12 protein-coding genes are annotated in these 16,182 nt (G+C 62.7%); 7 read left to right on the top strand and 5 right to left on the bottom strand.

The window, feature by feature from the left end:
• Nucleotides 1–4 precede the first annotated feature (4 nt).
• Nucleotides 5–790, top strand: coding sequence for a fumarylacetoacetate hydrolase family protein (locus VFB33_17105; protein HZO83415.1), 786 nt, complete (start codon nucleotides 5–7; stop codon nucleotides 788–790).
• An 88-nt stretch (nucleotides 791–878) separates the two neighbouring features.
• Here the strand turns inward: VFB33_17105 and VFB33_17100 are convergent, their stop codons facing one another.
• The 5 genes from VFB33_17100 to VFB33_17080 all read right to left on the bottom strand — a co-directional run bounded on the left by VFB33_17100 (nucleotide 879) and on the right by VFB33_17080 (nucleotide 6,589).
• The gene (locus VFB33_17100; GenBank protein HZO83414.1) at nucleotides 879–1,643 is read right to left on the bottom strand and encodes an SDR family oxidoreductase; all 765 of its coding nucleotides are present in this window, start codon (nucleotides 1,641–1,643) and stop codon (nucleotides 879–881) included.
• Nucleotides 1,644–1,714: 71 nt separating this feature from the next.
• A complete protein-coding gene (locus tag VFB33_17095; protein HZO83413.1) occupies nucleotides 1,715–3,151 on the bottom strand; it encodes a DUF1329 domain-containing protein in 1,437 nt (478 codons plus the stop codon).
• A 32-nt stretch (nucleotides 3,152–3,183) separates the two neighbouring features.
• Nucleotides 3,184–4,497: a hypothetical protein gene (locus VFB33_17090; GenBank protein HZO83412.1), complete on the bottom strand. Its 1,314-nt coding sequence runs from the start codon at nucleotides 4,495–4,497 to the stop codon at nucleotides 3,184–3,186.
• A gap of 51 nt (nucleotides 4,498–4,548) precedes the next feature.
• On the bottom strand, nucleotides 4,549–5,640 hold the full coding sequence (locus VFB33_17085; protein HZO83411.1) for an LLM class flavin-dependent oxidoreductase: 1,092 nt from the start codon (nucleotides 5,638–5,640) through the stop codon (nucleotides 4,549–4,551).
• A 127-nt stretch (nucleotides 5,641–5,767) separates the two neighbouring features.
• Nucleotides 5,768–6,589 carry an alpha/beta hydrolase gene (locus VFB33_17080; GenBank protein HZO83410.1) on the bottom strand — a complete coding sequence of 274 codons (822 nt, stop codon included), beginning with the start codon at nucleotides 6,587–6,589 and terminating at the stop codon, nucleotides 5,768–5,770.
• Between the two features lie 152 nt (nucleotides 6,590–6,741).
• Here VFB33_17080 and VFB33_17075 point away from each other — a divergent pair, with 152 nt between their 5' ends.
• The 6 genes from VFB33_17075 to VFB33_17050 form a co-directional block, all read left to right on the top strand.
• Nucleotides 6,742–7,398 (top strand): hypothetical protein, encoded by a 657-nt coding sequence (locus tag VFB33_17075; GenBank protein HZO83409.1) that lies wholly within the window; start codon nucleotides 6,742–6,744, stop codon nucleotides 7,396–7,398.
• 440 nt (nucleotides 7,399–7,838) lie between these two features.
• Nucleotides 7,839–8,990, top strand: coding sequence for a YCF48-related protein (locus VFB33_17070; protein HZO83408.1), 1,152 nt, complete (start codon nucleotides 7,839–7,841; stop codon nucleotides 8,988–8,990).
• A 114-nt stretch (nucleotides 8,991–9,104) separates the two neighbouring features.
• Entirely contained in the window at nucleotides 9,105–11,504 is a 2,400-nt protein-coding gene (locus VFB33_17065) for an MMPL family transporter (protein HZO83407.1), read from the top strand.
• Nucleotides 11,505–11,569: 65 nt separating this feature from the next.
• On the top strand, nucleotides 11,570–13,636 hold the full coding sequence (locus VFB33_17060; protein ID HZO83406.1) for a DUF1302 family protein: 2,067 nt from the start codon (nucleotides 11,570–11,572) through the stop codon (nucleotides 13,634–13,636).
• Between the two features lie 74 nt (nucleotides 13,637–13,710).
• Nucleotides 13,711–15,060: a HEAT repeat domain-containing protein gene (locus VFB33_17055; GenBank protein HZO83405.1), complete on the top strand. Its 1,350-nt coding sequence runs from the start codon at nucleotides 13,711–13,713 to the stop codon at nucleotides 15,058–15,060.
• A gap of 234 nt (nucleotides 15,061–15,294) precedes the next feature.
• Nucleotides 15,295–16,182 (top strand): DUF1329 domain-containing protein (locus tag VFB33_17050; protein HZO83404.1); only part of this gene is annotated, 888 nt, incomplete at its 3' end.

Raw genomic sequence — 16,182 nt, 5'->3', positions numbered from 1 at the left:
GAAGATGATCAGCCCCCCGGATGTCCAGGCTTCGGTTGAGGTGCTCGTTGCGGCGCGTGCGCGTCGCCTGTTGCTTGAGCGATTGCCGCCGAGCGGCGCGTCGCTTTCGGTGGACGATGCCTACGCGATCCAGGAGGCCTTCGCGCGCCGATGCGGCCTGCCGGTGGTCGGTTACAAGATTGGATGCGCCTCGAAGGAGTCGCAGGCGCTGGTCAAAGCCCAAGGGCCGTTTACCGCGCTGATCTTCGCCCCCGGACGCCTCGATTCGCCTGCGGAAGTGCCGTCGCAAGATTTTTTCACGCTGGGCGTGGAGGCGGAATTCGCCTTCACGATGCGCTCGGGGCTGCCGGCGCGCGCCGCCCCTTATGAACGTGCCGAGGTCGCCGCTGCGGTTGCCGCTTTGTGGCCCGCGATCGAGATTTGCGACACGCGCATCGCGCGATGGAAGGCGGCGCGGATCGAGGAGATCATCGCCGACAACGGCTTCCACGGCGGGCTGGTCGTGGGGCGCGGAATAGCGGATTGGCGGCGACTGGATTTAGCCGCTCACGAGGTTGCGATTTCGGTCAACGGAGCAGTGCGCGCAAAAGGCGCGAGCGCGGCTACGCTCGGCGACCCATTCGACGGGCTCGCCTGGATCGCCAACGATCTCGCCCGGCGCGGTCGCGCGTTGCGCCCGGGCGACATCGTGGCGACCGGCACCTGGACCGGGCTCCACTTCGTCTCCGGCTCGGCGGAGGTGGTCGCCGATTTCGGGTCGCTGGGGCGGGTCGCGCTCAGCGTACGGTGAGGACCTCGCGATGGCGACCGGTCCAACCTGGCCCCCGGTTCCCCTGAACGGGAAGGGGGAAGGAAGAAGTCCTTGACGCGCGGGCGGCCTACTGTGCGACCCAGCCGCCGTCCACCGCCATCGGCAGTCCCGTGACGAACGACGCCGCGTCCGAGCACAGCCACACCACCGCTTCGGCTATTTCCTCCGGCTTGCCCATCCGGCCCACGGGCTCGCCCTGTTCGAGGTCCTTCTCGTTGTAGGCCGGGCTGGAATCGATAAGCCGCGCCACCATTGGCGTGCGAATCACGCCCGGGCATACCGCGTTGACCCGGATTCCCGATTGCGCGTACTCGAGCGCTGCGGTCTTGGTGAGCATCACAACGCCGCCCTTGGAGGCATTGTAGGCGGAGAGGTTGCGGAAACCGACCAGTCCGGCAACCGAGGCGGTGTTCACGATCGCGCCGCCGCCCTGTTTGAGCATCTGCATGATCTCGTACTTCATGCAGAGCCACACGCCTTTGAGGTTGATCGCGATCGTGCGGTCGAAGTTTTCCTCCGTGCAATCGACCAGCGACGCCGCGCGCCCCTCGATCCCGGCGTTATTGTGCGCGCAGTCCAGCCGGCCCCAGGTTTGGACGACCTGGTTGACCATCGCTTGGACCTGGGCGGTCTTCGAGACGTCGGCGTTGATGAAAATCGCCTCGCCGCCTGCCGCTGCGATCTCCTTGACCGTGCGCTCGCCGCCCTCGGCGGCGTAGTCGGCCACTGCAACCCGCGCGCCTTCGCGTGCAAATGCCAGCGCCGTCGCCCGCCCGATACCCGAGCTGGCGCCGGTCACGAGCGCCACCTTGCCCTTGAGATTAAGCGCCATTGGAGCCACCTCCTGACAGCCTTGCTATCGCCCGCCGCGCCGAAGGGCACGGCTGGGCCGTGCGACAAGCATCAACGATGCATCTGCTCAAGCTTGCTGATGTCAAAGAGCTGATCGACGTTGGCCGCGTGGGCGGTCGGATAGCCGCTGCCGTAGCCGGTGAAGATTGTGGCGCGGCTGTTTTGCACGTCAACCACGCTCTCCTCAATCAGCATCACCGAACGCACGCCGTGGTTGATGTCGGCGAAGTCGGTGAAGTCTTCGCTCCAGCGCGAGGTGAATTCCCACAGCTTCCAGAGCTTGCCGTGCTGGTCGAATGCCATTGACATCCAGGGATGCCAGTTCTGGGCGTCCCAGAACATCACGACGCCGGAGTAGGGATGGTGCGCCTCGACCGGGGTGCGCTCAATCACCGCAAAGCGGCGCAACGACCAGCGGTCGTTGGGGATTTCGCCGTTGGGGCCGAACAGATGGGCGTAATCCTCGCGTGCGTCGAGCACCGCAAGGAGGTCCTTGAAGCCAAGGAACTTCCAGTGCCAGTGGAGCGGGCGGCCGGAGAAACTATAGAAGTCCTCCTGGGTGGTATCGGTGCCCTCGACCGAGTCCGACTTGACCTCGACCGAGATGCGCCGCACGCGGCGCAACTGGGGGTCGTAGGCCCAGGCGTCGTCGGCGCGATGGGGGTCGGCGTAACGGTAGGTGACAAAGACCTGGCCGCGGACGTCGTAGGGCGAGAAGAAGCCGCTGAACTCCTTCCATAGGAATTCCTTGGCGTTCTCGGTGTCGAGCAGGCCGCCGTGGTCGGCGCGCGGCGCGAGATGGCTGAAGTAAACGCGGCGGTAGAAACTGCTCAGGATGCGGCTAAACGAGCCGCCTCCGCCGTAGTACTTGGCCGCGTCAGTCGGGAGTTTGCCCGCATACTTGATTCCGCCGATCCAGCTTTGGGGCGGTCCCTCGATAACGTTGGGCGCCTGGCCGGTGTGGTTCCCGCCGAAGGTGTCGGAGATGAAGAGGAAGTTGAGCGAGAACGGGCCGTAGTTCTGCCATCGGTACTCGAAATTCCAGGCGGCCTTGATGCCGGAGGCGGGATCGGAGACGCTCAGCGCCGAATTCGGGAACGGCTGTCCGCAGACGTAGTTGGCCAGCGAGCCGTCAGCATTGAGGCGCACCTGCGCCTGGTATCTCTCGGTGCACTCCTGGAAATCCTTGCGCGGCGTATGATCGGCCGTCGCCATGATCTCCATCCTGAACTCGGGGAAATTAAGCTGCTCCAGCCATCCGGGCGGGATGAAAGGGCGGATGCGTTCGAGGTCCTTGCTGGTGAGGACGTCGCCCGGCTTGAAGTCGGGTTTGGCGTTTGCGTATTTGCTCAGCCACTGATCGACGGTCGCCCGATTGTAGCTCTTAACGTCCTGCGCGGCGGCGCGCGAGGCGCCGAGCGCGAACAGAACGGCGAAGGCTGACGCGAGCGCGGTCCATTTTCTGCCTCTTCGTGAACTGGCTGCCAACTCTCTACTCCTGGCGATCGGGCTCGGCTCCGCTACTTCTCGCCGCCATGCCACTTGGTCATGTGAGCGGCATGGGTATCGAGGTAGAAGTCACCGGCGAAAAACTTGTCATAAAATTCGAGCTCGCAGTGCTGAGCCTGCGTGTACACCCGCATGTAAAAGCTCGGCACCGAGGCGGGAAAGCGACCGAAGGTGTCGTGGATATACTGGGCGACCTCGCCCATCAGTTCGATGAAGTCGGAGCTGTAGCGCTCCACGCGCGCCTTGACCCGCGAGTTCTCCCGATATGGGCCTGCGCGTTCGGGGTCGAAGGCGCCGCCGGGCCCGAACTTCAGATCGACGAATTTTCGCACCGCCTCGCGCATGTCGGCGCAGTAAGGCGGGCATAGCCCCTCGAAATGCTTGTCGATCCCGACCGGGTTGGGTAGCGCCCAGCGCTCGTCGCGGACGAAGCGGAAACCGAGCCCGGAAATCCCGTTGGCGGCGAACGCGCCCATCAGGCTGGCCGGATTGATCCCCGTGTACATCCATCCGCCCAGGCCCATCGCCTGCATTGCGAGCACGATGTTGTAGCAGATGAGCGCCAGCTCCATCGCGCCGGTTGCGAGGCAATACTGGTCGAACTCGAAGATCGAGAAGCGCTTTGCACCGTCGAGCAGGCCGGCGCGGATGAAGCGGTCGAGGTTGCCGCAGACCCGGCCGTTTTGCGGATCGAACGGCGTAAACCCCATCCCCAGATAGACCGCCATCAGGTCCATCATCTGCTGCGTCAGATCGATCACTGGCGCAAAGAGCGTGGTGCCCGGCTTGTTGGCGTTCCACAGGTTGTGCGCGCTGGTATGCGGCGGCTGGGCGGGCACGGTGACGCGCCCGGGGGCGAGCTGGACGCAGTGCTGCTTGACCCGGTTAAGCAGCGCGGCGAAGTCGGTCGGCGCCTGACCGCCGAGCAGGTCGTCGGCGTCAAGGTCGCGCAGGCGGGTAAGCCAGGTGCCGTCGTCGTCGCTGAAGATCAGTTCGGAGGCGTAGATCGCCGCGCCACTGGGAAAGGTACGGCCGAGCAGCCGCACGGGATAGTTGCATCCGGTGTCCGGCTCGCCGGCCGCGGTATGCTCCATTCCGGTGTTCCACCCATTGATCCCGGCGCCGCACAGCACCAGCAGCATCCGCTCGGTTTCGCTCAGCGCGAGCGGGGGATGCGACGACTGGTAGGCGAGCGGGCCATCGGGGATCGTCATCCCCAGCCCGAAGCGCCGCGCGCGCCGCCCGAACATCGCGCTGAGCAGCGGAAAGGAGGAAAGCTCACGGATCAGGGACTCCGGAGGAGGAGCGGATTTATCTCCCGCCATGACGATTGCCTCGTGTCAGGGCCCCGCGCCGACGCGCCCGGCGCGAACGACTCACTTGAAATACGGAATGACGTGCTGGCCCCACAGTTTGATCGAATCCATGATCTTCTGGTGCGGGATGTTGTAAATCTGCATGAAGCACAGTAGTTGCTGGCAGCCCGCCTCCTGGTAGCGTTTGACCTTCTTGATGCAAGTGTCGGGGTCGCCGCAGATGATCATGTCGTTCTGCTCCATGTGGTCGAAGTTGATCGTGGCCGGATCCACATTGAGCATCTGCTTGAGGTAGTCGTAGGTGCCCATGTCGGTCTTGCCCGACTGCCAGATGCCGACCGAGGCGACCGCCTCGAAGGCCTTGCGCGCGTACCATTCCATTGCCGCCCTGGCGTTTTCGCGCGCTTCCTTGTTGGTTTCGGCACAATGCACCATGGTGAAGGTGGCGGCGCGGTCGTTGATGAACTTGCCAGCCGGCTTGGCCTGGGCGAGCCCCGCGCGATAGATCCCGATACGCCGCTTCAGTTCCTCCGGATCGACCAGCAGCGTGAACGAAAGCAGGCCGAGTCCTTTGCGTCCGGCGATCTCATGGGTTTCGGGCCCGGTCGAGGCGCACCACAGCGGCGGATGGGGCTTTTGGAACGGCTTGGGGATGACCTCGCGCGGAGGAATCTTGAAGTAACGTCCCTCCCACGAGAAGACCTCGTTGGTCCAGGCACCGACCACGATGTCGAGCGCTTCGTCCCATAGCGCACGGGTTTCGCTGGGGTTGATGCCGAAGCCCTCGAGCTCGTCGCGCGTCACCGAGCGCCCGGTGCCGAACTCCATTCTGCCCTCGCACAGGAGGTCGAGCGTCGCGCCCATCTCCGCCACCCGGATCGGATGGTTGTAGGGGAAAGGCAGCAGGCGCACGCCGTGGCCGATCTTGATCTTGCTGGTGCGCTGGGAAATCGCGCCGTAGAGCACCTCGGGCGCCGAGCTGTAGGCGAACTCGGAGAGGAAGTGATGCTCGACGGTCCAGAAATGGGAGAAGCCCACCCGTTCGGCCTCTATCACTTGCGCGATGACCTGCTGAAACAGTTCATACTCGGCGCGTGGCCCGTAGGGCTTCGCCATCTCGATTTCGTAAAAAATGCCAAAATCCATTGCCATAGGTTCGGTTCCTTCCGTGACGCGGGCCAAAATGGCGGGCCCACGTTTCGCTGTAAACGATCCTCCTCGTGCGCGTCATGCCTCAGCGCCGCTGGTGCGGTCTGGGGCTTGCCGTCGAGCGCCGCGTCTAATGCGGCAGGCTGCGGATGAACTCCTCCAGTGCGGCGTTGAACTCGGCCGGGCGTTCGAGCTGGTAGAAATGCCCGACCTCTTTGACCACGTTGAGCCTGGCGCCCGGGATGTTGTCGGCGAGCAGCTTGTTGGCCGCGACCGGCGTCGCGTTGTCCTCGTCGCCAGCAATGATCAGTGTGGGGCGGCGGATCTCGCCCAGTCTGCTCTTGATGTTCCAGTTGAAAACGCCGTTAGGGTCCTTGGCGGCGGAAGCGAAGACGTGGCGCGGAAAATTCGCCTCGATCTGAAACTGCGACTTCATCAGATCGAGGATCTCCGGGCGCTCACGCTTGCTGCGCGCTGAGAGCGTCCCTTCGAGGAGCTGGCTGAAGGTAGCGTCGCGGTCGCGCATCATCGCCTCCATCGCCTCGCGCGGCATGCTCTCGGACAGCGCCGTGCCGCTGCTCAGGATGAGCATTCCGGCGACACGCTCAGGATGATCCAGGCAGAGCTGCATCGCGATCATACCGCCGATCGAATTGCCGACCACCAGCGCTTTGTCGATTCCCGCCGCAGCCATCACCGCGGCCGTATCGGCGGCGTGCTCCTGGATCGAATAGCCCGTCAGCGGCTTATCGGAGCGGCCGTGGCCGCGATGGTCAAGCGTGACGCAGGCTCGGCCGCGGGCGAAATGGAAGAGCGGGTAGTACCAGATGTAGCCGTTGGTTGACCACGGATGGAGAAAGACGATGGGCAGGCCACCGTTTCCCCACCGCTCGTAATAGATTTTGGTTCCGTGGTTGTCCGCATACGGCATCGACAGTTCCTCCTCAGCCAAGCGGCGCGCCGCGGGCAGCACGCGCGCCCTTCGCTAACACGAAACCGGCAGGCAGGCAATCCGCACGCTCGCGCCATTCTCGCCCGCCGCGCGCCGTGCTATATGCCTCATCGCAATCCCAGCACGCGTGCGGAAAGATGGAGGACTCGACAATGCCTGAGAGCGAATATCCGTTGACTCAGATTGCTACGCGGTCGCTTTTCGAGAACCAGGACGTACGGGTGTGGGAGATGGACGTGGGCCCGGGCGAGACCTGCGGGCTCCACCATCATTCCAATGACTACGTGCTCTACATCACCGGCGGCGCCGAGCTGCGCGTCGACGACAAGGACCACGGCACGTACACCTTCGCTGGCCGCGAGCGCTCGGTGTACTACATTCCGGCAGGCGGCACCGAGAGCTTCGTCAATGTCGATCGCACGCCGTTCCGCGAGGCTCTGATCGAAATCAAGCGGCCGGCGCGCCCGGGCCAAAGCCGCGGCTCCTTTACCATCTGCGAAGCCCTGGTCGGGACGGAAGTTCAGCCGGGGAGCATCTGCGTCCTGGAGAACGACCGCATGCGGGTCGTGGAGACGACCCTCGCCCCAGGCCAGGAGTCTGCGATGGAGCGCGCGGAGCGTGACGCCGCCGTCTTCGTCGTCGATCCGGGGAAGGTCAAGGTCGTTGAGCGCGCATCCTCGGGCGCCGAGCGGGTCATCGAGGAGAACCGCGTGGTCAAGGACGTGCGCTGGCAGCAGGGCGGGGTCGAGCGCCGCCTGGTCAACCTGGGGCCCGGGCTCTATCGCCAGATAAGCGTCGAGATCAAGTAAGCGGACGGATGACTGAACAGCGGCTTCGGGTTGGCGACGCATTCGCACCGGTGCGCTTATTGATGCATGCGGACGACGCGAGCGCCCCAGGCGGGCGCAGACTGAGGCTGAGTCGGGGTCAATTTGAACCGGCGAGCGGGTCCGGTCATTGAGCGGACGGGGCCGCTGTAAACAAACGTATGCTTGAGGCACGAGTGAGGCTTGACATTCGGCGTGAATAGCGCTTAAAAGCGTCCCACCCGGAATCCGGCCGGGAGGAGCATTGTCCTGCTCAATGCTGGACAAGTTCCGCCGGTTCCGGGAGTTTAGCAGGAACAGAAAAAAGCAAGGCCGGTTAGGGATACGGCAAACTATATTGAGGAGCCGCCTCACTCCGTCGGCGCGCACGTGTGGCATCACTCATGCGCAGAGGTGACTCCGAGGATTTGCGAGGTAGCATTTTGAGTCACAAGCTTATCACCAGGGGTGGAAAAGCTGCCTTGTCCGTAGCTGCGGCGTTGATTCTGGCGGGGCTTGCTGCCGGATGTGAGGGCCAGGCGCAGAAGCGGGAAATAGAGCAGCGCGTGGGTACCAAGGCGGAAGGCTATCCCTTGCCGGTGCGCGAGGATTATTACGGAGCGGCCGTTGCCGACAAGGACAACGCCTGGGTGGTCGGCAGTTACGGCACCATCCTCAAGATCACCGACAACGGCTCCAAGGTTGAGATGCAGCCCACTCCCACTCGCTCTTCTCTCTTTGCGGCGAGTGCTTCCGGGCCTAACGATTGCGTGGTCGTCGGCGAAGACGGCCTGGTCCTGCGCACCACCGACGGCGGCAAGACCTGGGAAAAGGCGGATGTGCCAAAGGCTGTTGATCAGAACCTTCTCGCAATCGCGCGCGGAAAGGATCCCAGCCAGATTTGGGCGGTGGGCCCTGAAGCCACGCTGATTCACTCGGCCGACGGTGGCAAGACCTGGGTCGATCAGAGTCTGCACAAGGACGAGACGCTCAACGGCGTTACTTTCCTCGACGATACGACTGGATGGGTGGTCGGCGAATTCGGCGTGATCAAGAAGACCACCGACGGGGGCAAGACCTGGACCGAAATGGACAAGGTTACAGACCTGCCGACCTACTTCCAGAACGTGACGCCGCAAGAGGCTTACCTACTTGGTATCCCGAAGCTGACCGAGCAGGATCTTTACCTTTTCAACAGCGCGTGGACGAGCCCCCAGAACGGCTACATCGCGAGCACCGGCGGTCTCATTCTTGAAACGAATGACGGCGGTGCGAATTGGAAGGCGGTACGCACCGGCACCGAAAACACCCTGTTTTCGGTGGCCACCCCCGCTGGGCATAGTGCAGTGGTGGTGGGTATTCTAGGCACGCTTGCGCGCCAGGACGGCGGCAAGTGGGCGGTGGACCAGAAAACCTCCGCGGACATCTATACGTGGTTGCGATGCGTCAAGTTCTCGCCGGACGCTTCGCTGGGGATTGTGACCGGAGGAAAGGGGACCGTACTCGTTTCACACGACGGCGGGACGTCGTGGCAGATGATTGACAAGGCCACGATCGCGGCGGCGGGCAATGAGTCGCCGCATGCCAAGGGCTAGAATTAAACAAGCTGCTTTGTTGATGAATACACACTCCAGCGTTCGAAGCGCGCTGTCGAGTTGCTGAAGAGGTCTGAACCAATGCCGTCCAACCACGACATATCGCAGCTGCCGATGGCAGAACGTATCACTCACGGCATCGCGCGCTACACGCTGAGGCACCGATGGCCCTCGTTGATTGTGTTGACGGTCATCACGGTCTTCTTCGGGTATCACGCGTTGAAGGTCCAGATGTACAGCCAGTTTGCCGATCTATTGCCGCAGGCTCATCCGTACATCAAGGCCTATAACCACTTCCGCACCACCTTCGGCGGCGCCAATATCGTCAGTCTCTCGCTGCGCGTGAAAAACGGCGACATCTTCACCCACGAGACGCTTGAGAAGATTCGTTACGTTACCCAGAAGGTTGACCAAATCGAAGGAGTCAACCATTACCAGGTCGCTTCGCTCGCGCACGCCAAGATTCGCAACCTGGTAGCGACTTCTGGCGGCCTCATTCAATCCCAACCCGCTTTGCCGGCGACGATTCCAACCACTCCCGAAGGGCTACAGAAGCTCAAACAGTCGATGTACAACAACGACATCGTCTACGGGAAATATCTTTCTACCGACGGCAAGGCAGCGCTGATCCTGGCCGGCTTCAATGAGGAGCGCCTCGACTACGGCAATATCCAGCGCAAGATCATGGATATTCGAAAGCACGTCGAGGACGGCAACACGGTCCTCTACGCGGCGGGCGAACCGATGCTCAAGGGTTGGGTGTGGTTCTATACCGGCGAGCTGGCCGAGATCTTCGCGGTGACGTTCCTCTTCATCTTCGCCACCCTGATCATATATTTCCGCCGATTTTACGGAGTCGCCCTGCCCGTATTTGGCGCGATCGTGCAGGCTATCTGGGGCCTCGGCTTCCTGGGTATCCTCGGCTACAACCTTGACCCGCTGGTGCTTGTCATCCCACTGCTGGTTTCGGCACGCGCCGCCAGCCACGGCGTGCAGATGGTCGAGCGCTACTTCGAGGAGCTGGAAGCGACCGGCGACAAGCATCACGCGGTCGCGATCGCGATGGGTGAGTTGCTGCTGCCGGGCGGAATCGGCGTCCTGGCTGACGCCGCGGGCATCCTGGTCCTGGCCGTGGCGACCATTCCGCTCGTGCGCAAGCTCGCCTTCTTTGCCAGCTTCTGGGGCTTTTCCAACATCTTCGCGATTCTGCTCCTCATCCCACTGATGCTCGACGTGCTGCCGACGCCCAAGAAGACCGCGCACTACGTGCCGCAGTGGATGCACGACATGCTGGAATGGGTGGGCGAGAGCTGCACCAGCCCGCGCGGGCGCTGGGTCGTCTTCATCCTCTCCGGTCTCATCGTGTTGGCCGGTGCGTACGAGGCGTCCTCGGTGCAGATCGGCGAAACCGAGTCTGGCTCGCCCTTGCTCTTCCGCAACTCCGACTTCAACGTCTCTTCGCGCGCAATCAACCGCGATTTCGCCGGTTCCAACCAGCTTGTTATCTATCTCCAGGGTGACAAGGACGACGCCCTCAAGAACGTCCACGTCCTCAGAACGCTCGACAACCTGCGGCATTACATGCTGCAACAGCCCGAGGCCGGCGACACGCGCGACCTGCCAACCCTGGTCCGCAGCGTCAACCGGCTCTACCACTTCAACGATCCGAAATGGTCGGTGCTGCCGCCGACCTCCGACGGCGTCGGCAACATGACGTTCATGTATGAGGCCAACGCGGCCGTGCCCGGCGTCATCCTCGAGTACATGGACTACCACGCCAAGGACGGCCAGTTCGTAGTGTTCTACAAGGACGCCAAGGGTACTACGATCGACGAGGCGATCTACCGCACCAAGCTGTTTACGGCCGCCCATCCGCTCAAGCACGTCAAGTTCGTGCTCGCCGGCGGCACCATCGGCACCACCGCCGCCCTCAATGACGAGGTTGCCTACTCCGACCGTGTGAGCACCATCCTTATCGTGCTGGTGGTCTTTGCGCTGGTGGCGTTCAGCTACATGTCATTCGTGGCCGGCGGGATGGTCATGATCACGCTGGTAGCCGCCGGTATCGTCAGCTTCCTCTATATCGGCCTTAAAGGCATCGGCATGAACATCAATACCCTGCCGGTGACTGCGGTCGGTATGGGAATCGGTGTTGACTACATTCTGTACGTGGTTGACCGGATCAAGCGCGAGTACGGGCGGTTGCACGATCACGAGCGCGCGATCAAACGCGCCATCCAGACGTCGGGGATGGCGGTTACGTTCACCGCGACGACGCTGGTCGGCGGCGTGATCCCGTGGGTGTGGATGTCCGATTTGCGGTTCTCGGCGGAAATGGCGATGCTGCTGGCTCTGCTGATGATCACGCACTGGCTGTCGGCAATCACCCTGGTTCCTTCGATCTTCTCGATCTTCAGGCCGAAGTTCGTCGAGCGCGGTGCGGAGATCTCAGACGAGGACCTCGAGTTGATCGAGAAGGAGCTGGAAGCGGAGGCAAAGGGAGGAGTGAGTTGACAGGAGGTCGGTCTGTGGCTGTCGCGGGTATGGATGGCCGGTCTCTAAACTTCGGGGGTAACTAAATGGACGCAGGCTGGAAAAGATTCTGGGTGGGATTGTGGATGTTGGCCGCGGCGTTCGCCTGGGTGGAGTGTTGGCCCGGCGCGCCGGTCTACGCCGAGTCATTTGGCGAGACCGTCACGAGCACTTTCGGACTCCACGGCTACGTGGAAAATCAGGAGATCATCCGTAACGAGAATTTCGTAACCGATTATCATGTGGCGTCGATCCGCAATCGGATCGACCTCCAGCCCTCGGGCGCGCTCCTTCAGGACGCTGCCATCCCGACTTTCGGAGGGCTCCCGCCGCTTTCGAGCTTCTCGGTCAACTACTTCATGGACATCCGGCCGGGATATGAAGGCGCCTACGACATTGTCACCGACCGCTTCGGCAACCACACCACGGGGTTTTCGGGCATCGGCTTTTCGCCCTTCACCCAGCCGTTCGCCAAGAGCGGCGGTGTGGCGCTGCTCAACGCGTTCGGCTACGACCCCCGGCGTTTCAACGGGGTGGTCGCACGCGACTTCGCCTTTCTGATGCCAGTGTCGCAGAACATCAGATTCATCAACAACGTCAACGGTGTTCCGTGGTCATGCTGGCATTGCATCAACGTCGAGCAGACGGTCAGCAACCTGCGCTTCGAGCGCGACGACAGCAACCTGATCTACTACCCGGTGCGCGAGGCCTACCTGGATTTTCGCTGGGATTTCTTCGGCGCCAACCTGCTGCGTTTGGGCAAGCAACAGATCGTCTGGGGTAAGGCCGACTTCTTCCGGCTTCAGGACATCGTCAACCCGGTTGACTTCTCCCAGCACTTCTTCATCGAGCCGTTTGAGGATACCCGTATCCCGCAGCTCAGCGCCTGGCTGCAGCACCGCTTCGGCGACATCCTCGGCTTGCAGGACGTGGCCGGCAACTTGATCTGGAACTTTGACGAGTTCAATCCGGTTGGCCTGGGTGTGGGCGGGCAGCCGTGGGCGGTCAACTTCGGCGAGCAGAAACGGGCGTTCGCTTTCGACAACAGCCTGTTCGACGCCGGACTGTGCGGCGGCAGCCCGACGCCGGGAAGCTGTAATCCCAACTTCGTCAACTTCGGCCTGGTTCGCGAGCGCGTGCCCGACTGGCGGCTGCGCAACACCGGCCTTGGCATGAAGTGGGATTTCCAGCTCCCGCATCCGGCGATTCGCTTCGCGTTGACCGACTACTGGGGTATCCGCGATACGCCGACCTTCGTGCTGACGAACCTCGACGCGGTGCCGACGCTGCCGGGATGCGCGGCGATGGCCAATATCAGCGCCGGCCATCCGGCGATCTTCGGCCCGGGCGGCGGGGGACTGCCGTTCATAGCGACCGACCCGAGCAGCATCCACCTCGCCAAAAACGTTGCGCCGCAGAATTACCTCAACAACTGCGTGTTCGGCGGCGGCGCCGAGATTCGCTACCATCGGGCGAACACGCTCGGACTTTCGGCCGACTACTTCGAGCCGTACACGGGCGTGGTCATCCGGGTGGAATCGTCGTGGACGCACAACGCGCTGCTCAACAACACCGACTATCTCGACTGGACGCATAACGGCGACATTCTCCAGTACGTCATCGGTTTCGACCGTCCGCACTTTATCAAGTTCCTCAACCCGGACCGGACCTTCTTCAGCAGCTTCCAGCTCTATGAGACCTACTATCCGGGGCAGAAGAGCGAGAATGGCGGCAAGGACGGGATCGTGACCGGCGTGAACGACTTCACCTTCACCGCGTTCACCCAGACGCACTACTACCGTGATCAGATCATCCCGCTCATCTTTGCGGCCTTCGGCACCGAGGGTACCGACGCGACGATCGGCGGCAACACCGAATGGCTGATCAGCGACCATTGGTCGGCGACCATCGGCGTCGACGCTTTCCTCGGCAAATCGCATCAGCACAACGTCGGACCCAACGCGCTGTTCCAACAGCGGGCCTTCGGCGGTCTCCAGCCGCCGCAGGATGCGCCCTACAGTGAGAGCGTCTTCGGCCCTGCGCACATGCAGGCCGGCGGCGCCGAGCGTAACGTGATGGACGAGTTCTGGACCCGGTTGCGTTATCGCTTCTAGGGGAATAGAGCGGAGTCAGAGGTAAACGGGGCCCGGCCCGGGGCCGGGCCCCGCACATTCGGATGGCAAGGACCGTGAGCAAGGGCGGCGGGGAGGGCCGCAAGGGACTGATGCGCGGGTCGGGACGGCGGGCGCTCCTGGTGGTCGTGCTGGCGGTGGCAGGCGTCGCAAGCGTGGCGCTGGTTCGGCACGCGAAACACAGCCGGATGGTCGCGGCGGCGATCAGGGACCCTTCCATGGTTGCGATTCGCAACCTGGTCGAGGTGGGCAAACTGTCCGAGGCGACCGCCAGGCTCAACGCGACTTATCGCTTCAACAACACTCCCGGCCTCATCGCCTTGCAGCAGTTTTCGCTCATCGTTCTGCGCCGCGGATTGAAGGAACACGACATCTTCGAGAAGTGCTTCGCCGCCAGCGCGCTCGCCGGAAGTGGTGAGGACGAGGGCGTCCATCTGCTGCTCGACGCCTTCAACAACAATCCCGACCTGAGCGTGAAGATGGCGGTGGCCGACGGGCTGGGCCAGGACGGCAACCGCAAGTCGGTGGAAATTCTGAGCGATCTCTATTATCACGCCCAGCCCTTCGACCGGCGCATCATCGTCGAGGGCCTTTCCGCGGCCACCGATCCCAGCGCGGTCACGGTCCTGATGGAGGCGACCCATTCCAAGGACAAGATGGTGCGGTTGGGGGCGCTCAAGAGCCTGGGTTCGCTGGGCAATCGCAAGGCGCTGCCGCTGCTGCACGAGGTGCTGAACAACTCAAAGGACTACGACGCCTTCGATCGGGTGATGGCGTCGCGCTCCCTGCTGCTGCTCGGCGATCAATCCGGAGTTGCGTATCTGCGCCAGGTCGTTTTCGATCGTTCGCAGGACACCAACGCGCGCGCGGTGGCCGCCGTAGCGCTGGGTTTCGCCAATGATCCGTCGGCGGTGCCGCTGCTCAAGCAGGCGTTGACGGATCACAAGCTGGAGGTGCGCATCGGCGCCGCCGCGGCGCTGACGCATTACGGCGATTCGATGGGAGCGGAGTACCTTAAGAATTCGCTCGCCAACTCGGACGACGTGACGCGCCTGGAGATTTCACAGCTATTCGAAGACCTGGGCCAGGACGTCGGCGCCGCCGTCATCCTCAGCGGCCTTAACTCACCATACGCCAATGTCCAGCTGGCGGCGATCAAGGCGCTGGCAACCACCGGCAACGAGCGCAATGCCGCGCTCCTCAGCGGGCTCCTGCGCGACCACAATGACCCGACGGTGCGCGCGGAAGTCGCCTGGGCGCTGGGGCGCATCGGCAGCTCCAGCAGCATCGCAACCCTGCTGGTGATGGTTCCGGAGCAGGAACCGATGGTCCGCTACACGGCGGCTGACAGTCTTAACCACATAGCGACGCATCTGCTCGGCGCGGACGGCGGATGGAGAATCTGAGCGCGCGCGAGTGTGTGTAAGTCTGCAAGGGAGCTTGGCATTAAAGGTTCGCGCCGATCTTTAGTCGATTCGACCAGCTCGACTTTTGGGGGCGCCTAAACACGTAAGGAGAGGAATATCGTGCGACGCAAATCGATGCCGCATGGCAGAGCCGCCGCGAGGCCGTGGTGGCTGGCGGTAGCTGCCCTGACGTTAGCCGTCAGTGTTTCCTTGCCGGCGGGAGCGGCCCGGGCGGTGAACAGCCCCGACCAGGTCAAGACCTACACCATCCAAACCTTCATGGACTGGTTCAACAAGTACAAGGACGCCAAGCCCGATTTCAAACCGGGCGACGTGCTTACGGCGGCGGATCTGGACACCAAGATCAAGCCCTTCATGTGGCCGGGGTATATCGAGTTCCTCAATTTTCCCGAGTTCAAGATGAAGATCGGCCCTTACGTCGATCACACCCCGCGCAAGGACTACTTGGACTGCACCGAGAAGTATCAGAGCCAGGTGCGGTTGAACGCAGACCACACCCTGGCCAACTACGTGTGTGGTCAACCTTTCCCCAACTCGGCGATTAAGGAGAGCGACCCAGACGCGGGATGGAAGGCGGCGTGGAACTTTGAATGGCGCTGGCAGAACTTCGGACTGTTCACGATCCCGCCGGTTACCCTGATGCGTTTCGGCGGCTCGCACACAATCCCGACGTGGTCGGATCCTCCCAGCGATTGGCTCCAGGCTTCGGGTATCGAGAACCTCAACTACCACGTGCCGACCGCGGACGAGATGAAGCAGATCTATGGCGGCGGCGGCGAGTTTGAGCGTACGATGTCGGCTTTTTATCGCCGGGTCTACTTCACCCACCTCGCCCAGCTCGAGAGCCATACGCTGCCGGTGCCGGATGCGAAACAGTTCGAGTTCAAGGAGTTCACCGGCTTCTACACCCCGTTCGATATCCGCGGCACCGCTTTCATCGTCTATCGCTACGAAGATCCCCATCGCGAGGACGACGGCTGGGCCTATATCCCGACCCTGCGGCGCGTACGGCGCATCTCGGCGCAGGTGAAGTCGGACTCGCTGCTCGGCACCGACCATACGATCGCCGACTTCTACGGCTTCTCCGGCCGCGAGCTGTCG

This window comes from Candidatus Binataceae bacterium (genome assembly GCA_035650475.1).
Taxonomy (GTDB): Bacteria; Desulfobacterota; Binatia; order Binatales; family Binataceae; genus JAKAVN01.
Note: the sequence above shows the minus strand (reverse complement) of the source record. Positions and strands in the feature narration are given on the sequence as shown.